Genomic DNA, 17,956 nt, shown 5'->3' on the forward strand with positions numbered 1-17,956 from the left:
AAACCGAGGGCTGGATCGAGCGCTTGCGTACGCCTAACCCAGCCTCGGTTCGGCGCCGACCATTTACCCTTCGTGCTTCAGGCTGTACATGCGGCATTCGGCCAACAACGCGAGCAGGTTGGGGTCGCGCTCCTTGGCTTTCAGAAACACCACGCCGATATGCTGCTGCAGGTGGTATTTGGCCTGCAGTGGAATCAGCTTCACGCGGTTCTCATACACCGCGGCGATGCGCCCCGGCAGCAGGGCGTAGCCGACGCCCGAGCTGACCATGCTGAGCAGGGTAAAGATGTCGTTCACCTGCATCGCCACTTTCGGCTCGAAGCCCGCCTGCTGGAACACCCGCGCACCGTCCTGGTGGGTGGCGAAGCCCTGGCTGAGGGTAATGAAGGTGGCCTCGCGCAGGTCGGCCAAGTCCACCTCGGCTTGTTGGGCAAAGGGCGAATCCACCGGCACGGCGAGGAAGATGTCGTCGGCGAACAACGGCAACTGCTCGCAATCCGGGTCGCTGACACTGTCGTTGAGCGCCACCAGGATGGCGTCCAGTTCCATGTTCTTCAGCTTGTACAGCAGGTCGATGTTGGAGCCGAGGATCAGGTCGATGTTCAACTCACTGCGCCGCAATTTGAGACCCATGATCAACTGCGGCACGGTCTTCACCGTCAACGAATAGAGCGAGCCGAGCTTGAAGCGCTCGGCGGAGTAACCCGCCGCTTCACGGGTCAGGCGCACGCTGTCGAGCACGTTCTTAACCAGCTTCTGCGCCTGCTCTTCCAACACATAGGCGCTTTCCTGCGGAATCAGGTTACGTCCCTCGTGCTTGAACAGCGGGCAGCGCAGCGCGTTTTCCAGCGAATGGATGGCACGGTGCACGCTGACGGTGCTGGTCTCCAGCTCTGTCGCCGCGCGGGCCAGGTTGCCGCTGCGCATAAAGGCCAGAAAGATCTCCAGCTTCTTCAGGGTGAACTCTTCGTCGATCAGCATGGGGCATTTGGCCGGAAAAATACGAAGCTCGATTGTGCCGCATCGGCGCCGCACAATCGCTCAGGCTTTAGTGGCATGAGGCGATGACGCGGCGTTCAACCACAGGTAATGCGATCGATGACCTCGGCCTCGTCGGTGTCGATGTTCAGGCGCCGTGAGTTGTAGTCCAGGGTCATGGCATCGCTGGGTGATAGTACGCGAGCGCTCCGCGCCCCGGCCTGCTGGCGGATCTGCTTGACCAGCTCGGGCGTGGCGGTCTGGCCGAGGTAGCCTTGCACGGCCTCGGCGTTGCATTTGCCGCTCGGGTTGGCGGGCTTGGCCGCGGCGGTATCCGGGCTGTCGACCGAGCTGCAACCGGCCAGGATGGCGAGCAGCGCGACACTGCTGGAAATGAGCGGGTAACGCATGGAATTGTCCTCGGTTCGGCGCGCTTGGGCTGGCAGGCGCGGAGTGATTTTTCTCGTCTATCGGACTGCCGTGCCGGCTGGGCGTTCCGTTTCCAGCCCCGGGATAAGGGGGCGCGCAAACAGTTCAAGCATGTCTGCGGTACGTCAGCAGCACAATACCGCTGACCACTATGGCGCCGCCAATGATCTGCGTCTGGTTGAGCATCTGGCCGAGGACCAGCCAGCCGAGCAGCAGGGTGGCCACCGGCTCGATATTCATCACCGGCGTGTTGCGCGCCATGTCCAGGCGCGGCATGCAGATGAACAGCAGGGAGAAACCGGTGCAATACAGCAGGGCCAGCACGCCCAGGGCGATCCAGCCGGAGGCGTTCGCAGGTGGCTGCAAGCCGCCCGGTATGACGTCGACGCTGCCTGCCGCGAATGTCGCGGTGAACACCACCAGCATGGTCAGCATGCTGCGCAGCGAACCGCGCAGACCAGACAATTTGTGCTCGGTCACCCACAGCGCACTGGCGAAGGCGCAGGCGGCCGAAAACGCCAGACCGATGCCGAGCAACCAGCCGCTGCCGACCTGGTCATGGCTGCTCAGGCGAGCCGGCACGTCGAGGGCGAACAACAGGCCGAAGAGGATCAAGGCCATCAGCAGGGCCGTGCGTCTGCTCGGCGGCGAACCGCCGAGCGCCCAGGTGAGCAGGGCCAGCAGAATCGGGAAGATATTCGCCACCAGCAACGCCAGGGCCACAGGTATTCGCGCCACCGCCGAATACAGGCAGAGGCTTTGTACGGTAATCAGCAACCCCAGCAGCAACTGCCAAGGCCAGGCCCCAGGCACCAGCCGCAGGGGTTGCCGTTGCCACAGGAGCAAGGCCGCGAGCGCCAGCAGGGTCAGCCCGGAGCGGCAGAGTACCGCCAGTAGCACGCCGGCATTCTGGTCGAAGGCGATACGCGCGGCGATATGGTTGCCGGCGAGGATGCAGGCGATCGCGGCCAGCATCAGTACGGCGATAGGGCGGGGGAACGGCGTGGGGGCAGGCATAACGCGCGGGTACTTCCTGGGCAGAATGGACCCTCATCAGGGGCATGGGCCGCCAGCATGGGGCGACGGATGGTGGCGCGCTTTGTGGGCATCGTCAATTGAGCTCATCTAGGCTTCAGCCTGTTAACCACTTGTCGGTTTGGGGGAGCCGATGGCGCAGGAGACACGCACATGTACAGCATGACTCGCACACTCGCCCTGCCGGCGGCCTTGTTGGCCATAGTTTGCAGTTTCGCCAGCCAGGCCGAGCAAGCCGATATGACCTTCTTCGTCACCAGCCAGGGCATGGGTAAGGGCGCCGACCTGGGCGGCCTCGCCGGTGCCGACCAGCACTGCCAGACACTGGCCGCTGCCGTCGGCGCGGGCCAGCACACCTGGCGTGCCTACCTCAGCACCACCGCCAGCGACGGGACCCCGGCGGTCAACGCGGGCGTCCGCATCGGCCCCGGCCCTTGGCAAAACGCCAAGGGCGAGGTCATCGCCCAGACGGTCGCGCAGTTGCACGGCGACAACCAACTGACCAAGGCCACCGCGCTGGACCAAAACGGCATGCCGGTCAAGGGACGTGGCGACTCGCCGAATATGCACGACATCCTCACCGGCTCGAAGGCCGATGGCACGGCGTTCGCCGCGGGAACCGATCTTACCTGCAGCAACTGGACCAGCAGTGGCGAAGGCGCTGCCCAGGTCGGTCACCACGACCGCATGGGCCTGCGCGACGACGCGCCATCGCGCTCGTGGAACTCCTCGCACCCCTCGGCGGGTTGCAGCCAGGAAGCCCTGGCCAGCACCGGCGGCGCGGGGCTGCTGTACTGCTTCGCGGTGGATTGAGCCGGCCTGGGCGAAACCCCGGCTGAGGCCGTCAGTCCACACCACCAGCGTGCGCGGCCGATCCGAGGTGAACGGCCTCGGTCGCCTCCCAGCAGCCGGCGGTCAGTGGCCGCTGAATGGCAGGGCCGCGGCGGAAACTCAGGCGTCCAGTATCACCTCGAAGCCGCCGTAGATCAGGCGTTGACCATCGAACGGCATGGGGTTGCGGTCCGGCTGCAGGCGAGGGTCGGCCATGACCTTCTGCATGCCCACGTCACGCGTCTGCCGGGATGGCCAGGTCACCCAGGAAAACACCACCGTCTCGTCGTCCTTGCGCTTCACCGCCATCGGGAATGAGGTCAGCTTGCCTTCGGGCACGTCATCGCCCCAGCACTCGACGACGCTCAGCGCACCGTACTCTTTGAACACCGCCGCGGCCGCTTGCGCATGCCGCAGGTAGAGTTCGCGGTTGGCAGTGGGGACGGCGACGACGAAGCCATCAACATAGGTCATGATCGATCTCCTGCTCGGATTGGGGGAGGGCGCAGTCACGTGCGCGGGATCGGTGCGCCAGCGGGGCCATGCCGATCTACCTAGTAGTCGACCCACCCGGCAGCAGATCGACACGCCCACCGGCCCGCGAGGTCCGTGCCGACCAGTGGTAGTTTCCGCGTCGCCGACGCTCACCCCCAAAACAAAAAGCCCCGGACCAGGTCCGGGGCTTTGCTTGGCTGAGGCCGCAAACACGACCCGGGGTCAGGCCAGCAGGTAGAAGGCGCCCGAGATCACCACGCCGGAATACAGCAGGGTGATCAGGCAGTAGCCCATGATGTCCCGCGCGCCCAGGCCGACGATGCCGAGCAGGGGCAGCGCCCAGAAGGGTTGGATCATGTTGGTCCAGGCATCGCCCCAGGCAATGGCCATGGCCGTCACCGCTGGCGAGACGCCCAGCGCCTGGGCGGCGGGCAGCATGATGGGGCCTTGTACGGCCCATTGGCCGCCACCGGAAGGCACGAAGACGTTGACCACGCCGGCGCTGAGGAAAGCCAGCACCGGCAGGGTGTCGGCCGACGCCCAGGCAATGAATTGCTCGGTGATCTGCCGGCCAAGCGAAACCCCATCGGCGTTGACGCCCATCATCATGCCCATGATGCCGGCGTAGAAGGGGAACAGCAGCACGATCCCGCCGATCCCGCGCACGCTGGTTTCCACGGAGCGCATGTAGCGCTCGGGCGTGCCATGCAGCAGCAGGCCGCAGAACAGGAACATGGCGATGACCACATCCAGACCCAGGACAAAGCCTTTGCTGCTGAAGTGGCTGAACAGGTACACGCCCGCGATCGCCACCAGGGCAAGGCCGAGGATACGGCTGTCATCCAGGCGTTGGGCGGGGGTGGTGCGTTGCGGCAGCTCCGCGTCGGTCTCGACCAGGCGAGCCGGATCGGCCACCTTGGCATTGCTGCGCGGGTGCATGGCCCAGTTGAGCAGCGGCAAGCCGATCACCAGCAAGCCGATGATCACCAGATTCAGCGGCGTGAGCAGGGTTTGCGCGACACCCACGGGCTCCGTCAGGACCCCGGCCGTGATGCGCGCCAGGTCGGGGCCACCGGTTGCCATCGACAATGGAATCGAACCCGATAGGCCGCCGTGCCAGATGAGAAAACCGGAGTACGCCGAGGCCACCAGCAGCGGGTAGTCCACCCCCGCGACCTTGCGCGCCAGGGCGCGGGCAAACACCGCACCGATCACCAGGCCGAAACCCCAGTTGATCCAGCAGCCCACCAGTGCGACCAGGGTCACCAACACCACGGCCTGCCCCGGCGTGCGCGCCAGGCCAGCCAGGCGATCCAGCTGGCGGTTGACGATGGGGGCGCTGGCCAGCGCATGGCCGGTCACGAAGATCAGGCTCATCTGCATGGCGAAGGCCAGCAGTGACCAGAAGCCGCTGCTCCAGTGTTGCACCATGGCCGGCAAGGCTTGTTGGGTGGAGAGCATCCCCGCCACCAGCACAATCAGGGTCAAGATGGCGGAAAACACGAAGGGCGAGGGGAGGTAGCGTTGCACCAGGGCCACGCTGAGGCCTATCACTTTATTGAACATCGATAACTCCGGTTATTGTTATGGGCCTTGTGGGCATGACGCGTTCGACGCAGCGCGCATCCGAACGCTGACGATTAGTTATTCCCAGGAGGTATGTGCTGCGCAGTACAAGCGGCCAGGGTCATGCTGGGCAACCACAGCACCGGAGTGTCGCGCGGGCAAGTTGATACTTTTAGTTTGTTTTCTTGCGATATTAATTTGCAAAGCAAATAAGTTGGTGTTTGTTGCCCGTACATAACAGATGGGTCTGCGTCTGGCCATTTGACTAAGGTCTAACCTCAAATCGTCCGTGCCATCGCTATTCAGCCATGGGTAAGGGGAGGTGCCTCATCTTTCTCCTTCCAGCCTTCCGCTTGCGTCCTGCGACGAATCAACTCGCTCTCGGGCCAGTCCGCGCCGGGTGGCCTGCAGTCCAGCATTGAGTGGGGTATCTGGTCATGCTCTATGCCTCGGTCGAACGGGCAGCTGGCGTGGCCTATCAGAAATATCCAACGGAGTCGGCTGGGTGCGACGCGTGCGCGGTGGTCTGCTCGAGTAGCCGAATCTGGTGCGATTTAACCCAGCAAGGCTGCTGCGCTTGCCGGCCAACCACCACCACATTTCACGCCATCCACGAAGCCCCTCTACTTAGCGACAGCACACAAGCGGGGCTACCCGAACAGGCTCAGGGCTATGTTCCGACGCGCTGCGGGCCATGGCCCGGCACTGCCGGCAGGCCCGTCTGGCGGATCAGTGCGGCCTGCCATTCGCCCGCGGTGAAGGCATCGACCTCTTGCAGCAGGGTGGTCTTGCCCGCGATCAGGCTCGCCACCGGCACGCCGTCGCGGTACAGCAGGCGATTGCCGCTCAGCGCCGGCACCTTGTTACCGGGCAGCAGGGTACCGATCAGGTTCAGCGGGTCGCAACCGGACAGGCTGACCAGGCTGCCGTCGGCTGGACGCTTGCGCACCTCGCGCAGCAGACCGAGCGCTTCCGGCAAGGCGAACTGTTCGCCGGCAACCCCGGCGACGAAGCGTCCGCCACGGATTTCGCCACGCGCCTCGAGGCGGTGATAGACCCGCAACAGCTCGCGCCACGGCGGCAGCCAGTCGGCCTCGCGTGCCAGCAGGCGCCAGCAGACCACGCCGTAACGGCGCAGCAGGGTGCGCGCCACATGCTCCAGGGTTTCGGCACTGCTGCTGTTAGCGGTGGCCTGTGCCTCGCTGGGCGCCCGCAGCAGCGCCCAGCGTCCGGCGTCCTGCATGTTGGCCAACGCCCGCCGCGCACGACGCTGCTGTTGGCTGCGCTTGGCCGCCGGCAGCAACAGCGAGCGCAGGCCGGCGAAGCTGTCGGCGTTGGCCAGGCCGAGGGCCACCAGTTCGCCCAGGCTGTCCTCCAGCTCGCTGCGCAGCAGGCGCGCCTCGTCCTGCAACTCGTCGAAGAACAACGCGCCCTGGCTGGTCAGCACCTGGCGCAGGCGCTCGGCTTTGGCGGACAACTCGGCGGGCGGCGCATCGACCAGGCAGGCGCGCCACAGGCCCAGGCTCTTGCGCGGCAGCAGGACGATCGGCGTGCTGCGCAGCGGGCCGCCGGCCGAGCGACTGCGCCCGGCCAGGCGGCACCAGACCAGACGACCGGAGCGACACAGGTCGTCCAGCCAGTTGATCCCGTAGTCGCTGACCCGGCTCGGCAGGAGTTCGCTCTCCCAGGCCCCGGCCGCTGCCTGAAAGCCTTCCAGCTGGCCGAGCACGCCGGCCAGGGCCTCGGCGCCGCGGACCCGGTTGGCCGGCGCTACGCGTTGCCAGTCGAACAGAAAACGCATGAAGTCGGCGCGTGCCACCGGCTCTATCTCGCGGCGCAGGCGCCCCACCGTGTAGCGGTGGATGCGCGCCAGCAAGTGGCGTTCGCACCACTCTTCTTCACTATTGCCCGCCTGCTCCGCACCACCTGGGGTAAAGCGTCCGCGCAGCACATGGCCCTCTTGCTCCAGGCTGAGCAGGGCGAGGCTCACTGCCGCCTCGCTCTGCTGCAACTCGGCGGCGATGCGCGGCACTGGCAGGGGGCCGAAGCCGCTGAGCCGCGCCCGCAGCAGCTCGACCCGGGCGGCCTCCTCAGTCCAGACCTGGTCGAAGCCCTGCGGCGCCTGGATCGGTGGTTTCAGCTCGGCCTGGGGGTAGAGCGGCAACAGTTGCGTCAGGCGTTCGGCCGCCAGCCACAGCGCCGGTTGCCCCGCCAGTTGCAGGCAGGTCGCGCGCCTGGCTTTACCCAGTTGTGCCAGCCAGGCCGGCCAGCCGGCATTGGCCTGGGCCTCGGCCTGGGTGATGCAGCCCAGGCTCAGCAAGGCTTCGTGCATCTCATCGGCATCGCGCACCAGGGGCCAGGCTTCTGCGGCCACCGCCGCGATGGCGTCGAGATCCAGGGCGCCGAGGTCGTCGGCCGATTCCGGGTCGCTCCAGCGGCGGTTCTGCACCGCCTGGGTGCGGCGCTCCTCCAGCGGCGCGTCGTCGAGGAAACTGTAGGGACGGGCGCTGAGGATTTCCGCCGCCAGCGCCGAGGGCGCCGGCAAGTCGCGGGCGATCAGCTCGACTTGACCGGCCTCCATGCGCCGCAGCAGGGCCAGCCAGGCCTCGCAGTCCATGGCCTGGTGCAGGCAGTCGTCGAGGGTCTGCGCCACCAGCGGGTGATCGGGAATCTCGCGCTCGCCGACCAGGTTCTCCTGGCACGCCACCTGGTCGGGGAACACCGTGGCCAACAGGTCTTCGCTGCGCATGCGTTGCAGTTGCGGCGCCACCTTGCGGCCGCCGGCGAAGCGCGGCAAGGCCAGGGCGACGCCGGCGTTCCAGCGCCAGCGCACGGCGAACAACGGCGCATCCAGCACCGCCTGGGTCAGCAAGTGTTCGGCGCTGTTGCTGTGCAGGTAGCGCCACACCTCGTCCAGCGGGAAGCTGTGACTGGTGGACAGCGAGAGGATCAGCGCATCCTCGGTGGCGGCGGCCTGCAGTTCGAAATTGAAGCTGCGGCAGAAACGCTTGCGCAACGCCAGGCCCCAGGCGCGGTTGAGGCGGCTGCCGAACGGCGAGTGGATGATCAGCTGCATGCCGCCGGATTCGTCGAAGAAGCGCTCCATCACCAGTCGCCGCTGGGTCGGCAGACCGCCCAGGGACTGCCGCGCCCGCGCCAGGTACTCGACTATCTGCTGCGCCGCCGACTCGCCCAGGCCGATGGACTGCATCAGCCAGGTAGTGGCGGCGTGCAGGCGGTCCTCGCTGCTCTTGCCGGTAGCCTCCTCGCGGCCAAGGCCGCTCCCACCCAGACCACTGCCACCAAGGTCACTGCCACTCTCCCCTGTGGGAGCGGCCTGGGCCGCGATTGGCGGACAGTCAGCTACCACTGAATCCTCGGCAGCCGGCCCGGGATCATCTGGCCGCTCACCCACCAGCAGCCGCTCCACCGCTTCGCGCAGCCGCGCCACGCTGGCCGACAGCTCGTCGCTGCGTCCCGGTGCCTCACCCAGCCAGAACGGAATGCTCGGCGGCAGACCCTGGGCATCCTCGACCCGCACCTTGCCCGGCTCGACCCGCAGGATGCGGTAGGACTGGTTGCCCAGCTGAAAGATATCGCCGGCCATGCTCTCGATGGCGAAGTCCTCGTTGAGCGTGCCGATCTGCAGGCCCTGGGGCTCCAGCAGCACGCTGTAATCCCCCGTGTCGGGAATGGTGCCGCCGCTGGTGAGGGCGGTCAGGCGGGCGGCGCGGCGACCGCGCAGGCGGCGATTGACCGCATCGCGATGCAGATAGGCGGCGCGCACGCCACGGCGGCCGCTGTAACCCTCGGCGAGCATCTTCAGCAGGGCATCGAAGGTCGCGCGCGGCAGGCCGACATAGGGCGCGGCGCGGGTCAGCAGTTGGTAGAGGTCGTCCTCGCGCCATTCGCGGCAGGCCACCTCGGCGACTATCTGCTGGGCCAGCACGTCCAGCGGCGCCTGGGGGATGACCAGGGCATCCAGCTCGCCGCGGCGCACGCAGTCGAGCAGCGCGGCGCACTCGATCAGCTCGTCGCGCGACTGCGGAAACAAGCGGCCCTTGGGCGTGCCGCCGACGCTGTGGCCGGAGCGGCCGACCCGCTGCAGCAGGGCGGCAATGCTGCGCGGCGAACCGATCTGGCAGACCAGCTCGACTTCGCCGATGTCGATGCCCAGTTCCAGCGAGGCGGTGGCCACCAGCACCCGCAGTTCGCCGCGCTTGAGGCGCTGCTCGGCGTCCAGGCGCAGCTCCTTGGCCAGGCTGCCGTGGTGGGCGGCGACCGCCTGGTTGCCCAGGCGCTCGGCCAGGTGGCGGCAGGCGCGCTCGGCCAGACGCCGGGTGTTGACGAACAGCAGGGTGGTACGGTGCTGCCCAGCCAGTTCGGCCAGGCGGTCGTAGACCTTGTCCCACACCTCGTGGCTCATCACCGCTTCCAGCGGCACGGGCGGCACCTCGATGGCCAGGTCGCGGGCGCGGCTGTAGCCGATGTCGACTATCACGCAGTCGCCGGGCGGCCTCGGCGGCTCGGCGGCGGGCTCGGGCAGCAGCGCCAGCTCCGCCTGTACGACCTCCGGGTCGTCCGGCGGCAGCGGCGCCTGGCTGCCGAGCAGGAAGCGCGCCACCGCCTGCAGCGGCTTCTGCGTGGCGGACAGGCCGATGCGCAGCAGCGGACGGCGGCACAAGGCCTCCAACCGTTCGAGACTGAGCATCAGGTGGCTGCCGCGCTTGCTCCCGGCGATGGCATGGATCTCGTCGACGATCAGGCTGCGACAGCCGGCCAGCATCGCCCGGCCGGAGTCTGAGCCGAGCAGCACGTAGAGCGACTCCGGGGTGGTAACCAGGATGTGCGGCGGGCATTTGCGCATCGCTGCGCGCTCGCTCGGGCTGGTGTCGCCGGTGCGCACCGCCGTGCGAATCTGCACGTCGGCCAGGCCCTGGCGCTGCAGTTCGGCGCGAATCCCGGCCAGCGGTTCCTCGAGGTTGATGCGGATGTCGTTGGACAGCGCCTTGAGCGGCGAGACGTACACCACGCTGCAGCGCTCCGGCAGCGTGCCGCCCTGACTCAGGCCGTCGCGCACCAGTTCGTCGATGGCGGCGAGGAAGGCGGTGAGGGTCTTGCCCGAGCCGGTGGGCGCGGCCACCAGGGTCGAGCGGCCAGCCCGGATCGCCGGCCAGGAGCCAACCTGAGCCGCCGTCGGCGCCTCGAAGACACTGCGAAACCAGGCCGCGACCGCCGGATGGAACGCCTGCAACACGGCGTCGGGCTGGGCTGAAAGGGACGTCGGCTTCATGGCGTCCATCATGCTAGCCTGCAGTCGCTAAATAAAGGCTCAGGGCGCAGTGGCGGATGGTCGGCCAGCCGCCACTACCGCGCCGTAGGCTGGCGTAGAGCGCAGCGAAACCCAGCAAACACCGCCCAGCCGGATTGGCCGTCTGACCGGCTAATGCGTCATTCCAGCCCGCCGTCCGTTGCAATCAATCGCCGCCGCGCTTGCCTCACCCCACCCCAAGTTACATACACTCTGCCTTTCTCTTTTTCAGGCAAGGCCCTCCCGTGCAACCGGTGATCTCGATCCAGCAACTGAGCAAGACCTACGCATCCGGCCACCCGGCGCTGAAAACCATCAACCTGGATATCCGCAAGGGCGAGATCTTCGCCTTGCTCGGGCCCAATGGCGCCGGCAAGACCACGCTGATCAGCATCATCTGCGGCATCGTCAATCCCGGTGCGGGCAGGGTACTGGTCGATGGTCACGACATCATCAAGGACTACCGCGCGGCGCGCGCGATGATCGGCCTGGTGCCCCAGGAGCTGTCCAGCGAGGGTTTCGAGAGCGTCTGGGCGACGGTCAAATTCAGCCGTGGCCTGTTCGGCAAGGGGCCGAATCCGGCCTATCTGGAGCAGGTGCTGCGCGACCTGTCGCTGTGGGACAAGAAGGACGCGCGGATCTTCGAACTGTCCGGCGGCATGAAGCGCCGGGTGATGATCGCCAAGGCGCTGTCCCACGAGCCGCAGATCCTGTTCCTCGACGAGCCCACCGCCGGCGTCGACGTCGAGCTGCGCCGCGACATGTGGAACATGGTCCGTGGCCTGCGTGCACGCGGCGTGACCATCATCCTCACCACCCACTACATCGAGGAGGCCGAGGAGATGGCCGACCGCGTCGGCGTCATCAGCCAGGGCGAGATCATCCTGGTCGAGGACAAGCAGGCGCTGATGCACAAACTCGGCAAGAAGCAGCTGACCCTGCAATTGCAGCAGCCGCTGGCGAGCATTCCCGCCGAACTGGCCGGGCATCCACTGGAACTGGCGGACGACGGCCACGCCCTGGTCTTCACCTTCGACGCCCAGCGCGAGCATACCGGCATCGCCGAGCTGCTCAAGGACCTGGCCCAGCGCGGCATCGACTTCAAGGACCTGCAGTCCAGTCAGAGTTCTTTGGAAGAAATCTTCGTCAGCCTGGTACACCGGGAGCCGCGTCCATGAATTTCTATGCCATCAAGGCGATCTACCTGTTCGAGCTGGCGCGCACCTGGCGCACTCTGCTGCAGAGCATCGCCACCCCGGTGATCTCCACCTCGCTGTACTTCGTGGTGTTCGGCTCGGCCATCGGCTCAAGCATGACCGAGGTGCATGGCGTCAGCTACGGCGCCTTTATCGTGCCGGGGCTGATCATGCTGGCGCTGCTCACCGAGAGCATCTCCAACGCCTCCTTCGGCATCTACATGCCCAAGTACTCCGGGACCATCTACGAGGTGCTGTCGGCGCCGGTGTCCTACCTGGAAATCCTCATCGGCTACGTCGGCGCGGCGGCGACCAAGTCGATCATCCTCGGCCTGGTGATCCTGGTTACCGCGCGCCTGTTCGTCGATTTCGAGATTCTCCATCCGCTGTGGATGCTGGCCTTGCTGGTGCTGACGGCGGTGACCTTCAGCCTGTTCGGCTTCATCATCGGCGTTTGGGCCGACGGTTGGGAGAAGCTGCAGGTGGTGCCGGCGCTGATCGTCACGCCGCTGACCTTCCTCGGCGGCAGCTTCTACTCGATCAGCATGCTGCCGCCGCTGTGGCAGACAGTGACCCTGTTCAACCCGGTGGTGTACCTGATCAGCGCCTTTCGTTGGAGCTTCTACGGTGTGTCGGACGTCAACGTGGCGCTCAGCCTGGGGATGATTCTCGGCTTTCTGCTGCTGTGTATCCTCACGGTCGGCTGGATCTTCAAGAGCGGCTATCGCCTGAAGAGTTGAGCGGCGGCTGCGCCACGGGGATGGCCAGCCAGCAGGGCGCGGCACTGGAAATCTATCCGAGCTAACACGTGCCGCTTCCACTTTGTCTTTTAAAGCAGGCACACTTCCCCCGGCAGCAATCGCTCTATCGAACCAGGGCGTGGAATTAGCGAGCCGTAATGGCCATGCAGTGCTTGGAAGTACTGAACAAAGGAGTTGGGAATGGACGCCAGGGAAAAACAGATGGCCGAGTTGTTGAGCTTGACGGCGCGCAGCCTCACCCATCTGACCGCCTCGATAACGGCGATGTCGTTCGAGTTGATTGCTAGCGAAGACAAGGTCGTACGGGCAGCCGGCAAACGCATGATTACGCGTATGGCGGCGGTCAACACCGAGCTGGATCAGCAGTGGCAGATCATCAGTCATTTATCAGGCGTGATGGAAGCCCCACCGCACGCCATGGAAGAGGTGCTCTTGCAGCCTCTGTCCATGGAGATGGCGGATAGCTAGGACGCCGAGGTTACGGCGGGCCTCGACAAGTAGCGCCGCAGTCGCAACCGACAAGGTTTTTCGACTAGCCCCCTAAGTAGCAGTTGCCCGATGATCACGCGTCAGCGCGGGTCACTCGGCCTGCCCATCAAGCCTGCGGCGAGCCCAAATGCTGCAATACCAGCCCCCAGCCCCCAGCCGATGACGCGGCGCTCTTCCCGCCACCTCGCAGAAGTTATCGCTGTCTAGCCTGAGCCTCGGAATGAGGCTATTCGATTAGGGCCGTTGACTGATTTCTACAGTGTTCACATTGGCAAAAGCCGGAAACGAAAAAGCCCTGTCGGAAAACAGGGCTTTAGCTTGAATAATCTGGAGCGGGCGAAGGGAATCGAGCCCTGTTCCAGCCTTGGTGATCAATGACCTACGTTGGCTAAAGCTGGCTGTTTGGCGGTGTTAGCATTCTCTATTTTGGTCAGTGATGGCCTTCCCGAGTCTGTGATTTCGACACTTTTTCGACACGAGCGCTAGACAGTCTTACACCCTATCAGTAGCTTCTAGCCGCAATGGTGTTGTGATCCGTTTGGCATCCGGTCTTGCCTCATGTCGCTAGTTAGTCCTGCTCGTGCCGCGTTTGCCGTTTGACGGGCAGGTAAATCAAGGGCTTAGCGCGTGACAGGGAATGTTATCAGACACCTGGAAGTTGTGTTGTGCGACAGTAATGTCGCCTAATTGTAGTTAGCAAAAATTCAGAAATGGGTGCCATTTAACATGGAGTGTAATACTGAATTATTACCTATTGCCGGAGTTGTCATTGGAGCAGCCATTCCACTTCTTAAAGACTGGCTTTCAGGCCGTAGAGTAGAGAAAATTGAAAAAATAAAACTTCATGACATTAAGAAACTAGAAGCATACCAAAGAGCATATAAATTCTCGTCAACGCTCAGGCTATCACTGTTAGACTCCACGCAATCCGAAGATTTAGCTTTTTTAAATGGCTGTGCTGCTGAATTATTTTCCACTATAGGATACCTACCATATTACTCACCACAGGTACGAAGCAGCCTGGTTGAATTGGAGCAGGTAATAGAGGCAGTCATGAATAACATCATGGATGAAGAATATAACATAGGTCTGGTTGAAAAAAGAGTTGGCCCGCTCTCCATAAGACTCAAGAGCGAAATCATCAAAGAATTAAATGCTTGGTGGTGATTTCTGCTAACAAGCGACTCTCCCAGCGATCACCCGAACGACTCGGTATCGGCAAGTGTGGTGCAAGAAGAGTCCATTACAGCACTCAAAGCACTCATTTCGTTCGCTGGGGCGAGCTAATCATTAGAAGACAAGGAGAGACCATGGATTGGCTAACATTTTTAAGCAGCATTATCAATGCTCTTGCTTGGCCTGCCACGCTTATAGTTCTACTTGTATTAATTCGAAAGCAGCTTCCGCAAATTGCGAGATCCTTGCGCCGACTCAAGTACAAGGACATTGAGATGGAGTTTGGCGAAACAGCGGAGGCAATAGCTAACGAGGTTAAAGCTATAGTCCCCGCTACGCAGTCAGAGAGCAACATTGCAGGCCAAGAGAAAAGTGTGGTTAAAGCAAGGTTGGAAGCAATTGCGGACTTAGCACCTCGTGCAGCGATTCTTGAGTCTTGGTTACAGGTTGAGGCTGCTGCCGCAGATGTAATTCGTCAAAATAATCTTGGCGTTTCAACTCCCTATCCAGGGCCAATGCGCTTGCGTGATAGCCTTCTAAAAGGAGGAGTGCTGGACAAACGTAAAATAGCTATATTTGAACAGCTCCGGACTTTGAGAAATGAGGCTGTTCATGTGCCAGAAGCAGAGTTTACTAAGGCGGCAGTGTCCAACTACATAGAGTCAGCTATAGCAATCGCCTCCTACCTCGAAGGCCGCGTTTTGGCTTCTAACTAGTGTTTCAGGTCGCTCGCTCGGGACTGGCTAAAGCCAGCCACTTATTCAAATGTTAGACCCCAGAGGAATCTATGCGGAAACTTGCAATTCTCCTGAATATTGGGCTTATGTGTATGATTGGCTACCTGCTATATGAAAAAGGAATGCCCGGTAAGCATGAGGTCTTCTTGTTTGTCCTAGTTATTTCAACTCCAGCAATTAACCTGCTCGCGCTTTTGCTTTCTAAAAAAGAAGTGAGCCCCGGCCTCATATCTCTTTATATTGAGCGAAAAAAACTAGAGGAGGCTCAGCGGATCAATAACATTAAAAAGAACTTGTAGTTTGAGCGTCTAATAATGCGCTAAGTCGTTCGCTTTGCTCACTGGGGCCGGCTAAAGTCGGCCCTTTAGCTTAATTGTTCGCAGTCATAGGAAGTGATGAGTAAATATGGATATCGCAATAGTGTTAAGTTCAGGTGTGGTGGCAGGTATAATTGCCGGGCTGGTCACCTTGAGAACGTCTGAGAGAAAAATCGCAATTGAAAATATAACTAAACAAAGAGAGGTGTGGCGAGATAAAATTAGAACGAAATCTTTAGGTGTAACAAATGCCATTGAAAATAAAGCTCTTTCAGAATTGTGTGAGTTATATACTGGGTTTTCACATTTGTTAAATCCTGAAGACATGGAAGATTTTGCCATCTTAAGTCTGCTGTGGAACTTTAAATCAGGGAGGCTTGACGAAGAATCACATTTGGAATTTATAGAACGTGTCTCGCTTTTGTTAAAGCATGACTGGGAAAGGGCTAAGAGAGAAGCCAAGCCCTGGTTCTTTTTCACTAAAGAGCCTAAAAGAATGGAATACAATAATTTTAGCAATAAACGGTCGACGGCTAACAAACAACGTCAGTCGGATGCATAAATTCGCCGCTGCTTTGGGCGTTAGAATGCGGTCACTCAGTCTCTATAATTCAGGCCAACACTCGCTCGGCAGTTTCGGCGCTCTACGCTGCCTTCTTTGTGCGGCCAGCAGGCACGATCTTTCATGCTCGGTGTTTGCTTGACGATTGTGACCTTCATCTTCTCAACAGGCTTTTCGACCGGCTGGGGTGCCTCAGCGAAGCTAGCTATGTTGTCAGCACCACGTGGGATGTAGTTGTGGTCGTTGAATGTGGTTTGCTTGGTTGAGGCGTTCGCCATTTCGGCTTGGCTGTGGGCCATATTGGACTGAGTTTGCAGGTCGCGTCTTGCCTGCTCGTCAACGATCCTGTCCCAGTCCTTGCTGATTACTTTCTCTGGCCGTGTTATCTCAGTAACTGGCACCGGCCTGGAGTGGGTGCTTTTGTCGGCCAGATTCTGCACGGTCCCTTTCAGGAATGCCGTCCCTGCTACTTGCAGCAGCCCCAGGGTGATGCACGTGCCGATAACGCTCGGAATGATCCAGGTTTTGGCACTGCTCCTGCGGGAGCTTGTTCTGATGATCCAGGTGCGTCGTTCCAATCAGCATTCATTTTTAACTCTCCCTGTCCTTCGGGCGTACCAGCGCTTATCGACCCAGGCTGTGTGAAAACGTTTTAGAGCGTGTTTGACAGTCAGAATCGCAACGGAAAACGCTTTCCTATGCAGATTTTATGGCTGCTGACCAACCAAACGCTGTCAGATTTTACGTAGCAACGCAGACTTCAAAATGGTGTCTGCGATTTTTACACAGCCTCGACCCGTTGCGGACGTGAAAGGTTTAGCCAGACTACCGGCTGCTCGTGGTGGGGAGCCGTCAGAAAATGGTCTTGGTGACCTTGGCTACACCTTCGACTAGATCCTTGACTTCATCCACAGTAGGTTCATCTGTCTTGCTGTGATCGCATTTGTTGCGAATGTCAGCGAGATGTTGGTGGAAGCGCCACTGCGAAGTCTCGATGACATCGGCATCCTTCAGCGCTTGGTTGTAGTCGGAAATGCTGGGGTGTTTTTTCGTTATTTTTACATTGTGGTTCTCGCAGACCTGCCCAAGATGGCCTTCGAGCACCACACCGGCGATGGCACCGGCGCCGCGGGTGAACTTGTTTTTCAGCAGCTCGCGGGCAGCATCAAGTTCTGAATCAAAGAGGTCAGCCTGTACGAGTTGCTTAATGTCGAACAGCGAGCTTTCGAATCGCCGCTTGATGGCTTCAACGATTGCGATCTGCTGGTCTAGCAGGTTAAGTGCTGCCTTACTGTCTGCTTTCACCTCGCCGAGGCGGGTCATGCGCAAGCCTTGGCAAGCATCCTCAATTCGATAATTCTCGAAACTGATTTCTTTCCGGTTTTTTGGTTTTTCGTAGAGACGGATGAAGTCGGCCAGCCGATCAGGCAGTAGCTGCTTCACGATTGCTAAAGCTTCCGAATACCAGTGCTGGTAGATGCTAAGAAATGGCTTCAATTCGCTTATTAATTTGTTGGCCTGCTTCTCATCCCCGTTCAGCTGCCTGATGAGTGTGTCGAGAAATTCCTTGTGGCCATAAGCTAAGTATATGAGGGAGTTCTGCACCTGGCCCGCTTCCACCAAAAGATCATCAAGGTCCTTTCGGTACTTCTCCAAGTTCGATATTGCCATCGGTATCCCTACTCCAATTAGATCTTTCGTTAGTACTGCCGAGTGCTTAGCCCAGCCGCGCAAGGATCGAGAGTTATGACAGATTTCCCCATGCGACAAGGCTTCGCTCCTACTCCGCGTCACCGCTGCGACTGGTCCACTAGAATGCCGAATGTCCGGCAACCAGCTCTTCAGAAGTTACCGGGGCAATACCACACCTGCAAGTTCGCGGAGGTCCAGGGTTTCTTTCACTAGCACATCGAGGCGAGCGACGTCGCGCCGGGCATTGAGCGGTGGGCAGTGAATCAGTTCAAGCGGATAAGGGGATGGATTTATTTTCCCTACTCTAAACGGCCGCTTTTGTCGGATGTTGCCCGCCACTGCTGTTAGCTACGTGGCTGGTTTCGACACTTTTTCGACACC

16 protein-coding genes are annotated in these 17,956 nt (G+C 61.5%); 8 read left to right on the plus strand and 8 right to left on the minus strand.

Going from position 1 to position 17,956, the window contains the following annotated elements; translation table 11 throughout:
- Positions 1–63 precede the first annotated feature (63 nt).
- From FBY03_RS12490 to FBY03_RS12500, 3 genes are all read right to left on the minus strand, one after another.
- Positions 64–981, minus strand: a complete 918-nt coding sequence (locus FBY03_RS12490) for a LysR substrate-binding domain-containing protein (RefSeq protein WP_147172698.1) — start codon at positions 979–981, stop codon at positions 64–66.
- Between the two features lie 95 nt (positions 982–1,076).
- The gene (locus tag FBY03_RS12495; protein ID WP_147172700.1) at positions 1,077–1,388 is read right to left on the minus strand and encodes an I78 family peptidase inhibitor; all 312 of its coding nucleotides are present in this window, start codon (positions 1,386–1,388) and stop codon (positions 1,077–1,079) included.
- 124 nt (positions 1,389–1,512) lie between these two features.
- The gene (locus FBY03_RS12500; protein WP_147172701.1) at positions 1,513–2,424 is read right to left on the minus strand and encodes a DMT family transporter; all 912 of its coding nucleotides are present in this window, start codon (positions 2,422–2,424) and stop codon (positions 1,513–1,515) included.
- A gap of 171 nt (positions 2,425–2,595) precedes the next feature.
- On the opposite strand from FBY03_RS12500, the gene FBY03_RS12505 reads away from it, so the two are divergent.
- Positions 2,596–3,255 (plus strand): hypothetical protein, encoded by a 660-nt coding sequence (locus FBY03_RS12505; protein ID WP_147172702.1) that lies wholly within the window; start codon positions 2,596–2,598, stop codon positions 3,253–3,255.
- A gap of 138 nt (positions 3,256–3,393) precedes the next feature.
- Here FBY03_RS12505 and FBY03_RS12510 read toward each other — a convergent pair whose 3' ends face one another.
- The 3 genes from FBY03_RS12510 to FBY03_RS12520 form a co-directional block, all read right to left on the minus strand.
- The gene (locus tag FBY03_RS12510; protein WP_147172703.1) at positions 3,394–3,747 is read right to left on the minus strand and encodes a DUF1428 domain-containing protein; all 354 of its coding nucleotides are present in this window, start codon (positions 3,745–3,747) and stop codon (positions 3,394–3,396) included.
- Between the two features lie 243 nt (positions 3,748–3,990).
- A complete protein-coding gene (locus FBY03_RS12515) occupies positions 3,991–5,334 on the minus strand; it encodes a short-chain fatty acid transporter (protein ID WP_147172704.1) in 1,344 nt (447 codons plus the stop codon).
- A 670-nt stretch (positions 5,335–6,004) separates the two neighbouring features.
- Positions 6,005–10,627, minus strand: a complete 4,623-nt coding sequence (locus FBY03_RS12520; protein WP_218570780.1) for a DEAD/DEAH box helicase — start codon at positions 10,625–10,627, stop codon at positions 6,005–6,007.
- Between the two features lie 263 nt (positions 10,628–10,890).
- Here FBY03_RS12520 and FBY03_RS12525 point away from each other — a divergent pair, with 263 nt between their 5' ends.
- The 7 genes from FBY03_RS12525 to FBY03_RS12555 all read left to right on the plus strand — a co-directional run bounded on the left by FBY03_RS12525 (position 10,891) and on the right by FBY03_RS12555 (position 15,883).
- Complete coding sequence (locus FBY03_RS12525) at positions 10,891–11,823, plus strand: ABC transporter ATP-binding protein (RefSeq protein ID WP_147172706.1); 933 nt, start codon at positions 10,891–10,893, stop codon at positions 11,821–11,823.
- Positions 11,820–12,581 (plus strand): ABC transporter permease, encoded by a 762-nt coding sequence (locus FBY03_RS12530; RefSeq protein ID WP_147172707.1) that lies wholly within the window; start codon positions 11,820–11,822, stop codon positions 12,579–12,581. Before FBY03_RS12525 ends, FBY03_RS12530 begins: the two co-directional genes overlap by 4 nt.
- 201 nt (positions 12,582–12,782) lie before the next feature.
- On the plus strand, positions 12,783–13,070 hold the full coding sequence (locus FBY03_RS12535; protein WP_147172708.1) for a hypothetical protein: 288 nt from the start codon (positions 12,783–12,785) through the stop codon (positions 13,068–13,070).
- Positions 13,071–13,817: 747 nt separating this feature from the next.
- Entirely contained in the window at positions 13,818–14,258 is a 441-nt protein-coding gene (locus FBY03_RS12540; protein WP_147172709.1) for a hypothetical protein, read from the plus strand.
- Between the two features lie 143 nt (positions 14,259–14,401).
- Entirely contained in the window at positions 14,402–14,983 is a 582-nt protein-coding gene (locus tag FBY03_RS12545) for a hypothetical protein (protein WP_147172710.1), read from the plus strand.
- Positions 14,984–15,054: 71 nt separating this feature from the next.
- Positions 15,055–15,303, plus strand: a complete 249-nt coding sequence (locus tag FBY03_RS12550) for a hypothetical protein (RefSeq protein WP_147172711.1) — start codon at positions 15,055–15,057, stop codon at positions 15,301–15,303.
- Between the two features lie 106 nt (positions 15,304–15,409).
- Positions 15,410–15,883, plus strand: a complete 474-nt coding sequence (locus FBY03_RS12555) for a hypothetical protein (RefSeq protein WP_147172712.1) — start codon at positions 15,410–15,412, stop codon at positions 15,881–15,883.
- A 35-nt stretch (positions 15,884–15,918) separates the two neighbouring features.
- On the opposite strand, the gene FBY03_RS12560 is transcribed toward FBY03_RS12555, so the two are convergent.
- Both FBY03_RS12560 and FBY03_RS12565 read right to left on the minus strand, forming a co-directional pair.
- On the minus strand, positions 15,919–16,461 hold the full coding sequence (locus tag FBY03_RS12560; RefSeq protein WP_147172713.1) for a hypothetical protein: 543 nt from the start codon (positions 16,459–16,461) through the stop codon (positions 15,919–15,921).
- Positions 16,462–16,735: 274 nt separating this feature from the next.
- A complete protein-coding gene (locus tag FBY03_RS12565; protein ID WP_147172714.1) occupies positions 16,736–17,554 on the minus strand; it encodes a hypothetical protein in 819 nt (272 codons plus the stop codon).
- Between the last annotated feature and the right edge of the window lie 402 nt (positions 17,555–17,956).

This window comes from Pseudomonas sp. SJZ079 (assembly GCF_007993865.1).
Lineage (GTDB): Bacteria > Pseudomonadota > Gammaproteobacteria > Pseudomonadales > Pseudomonadaceae > Aquipseudomonas.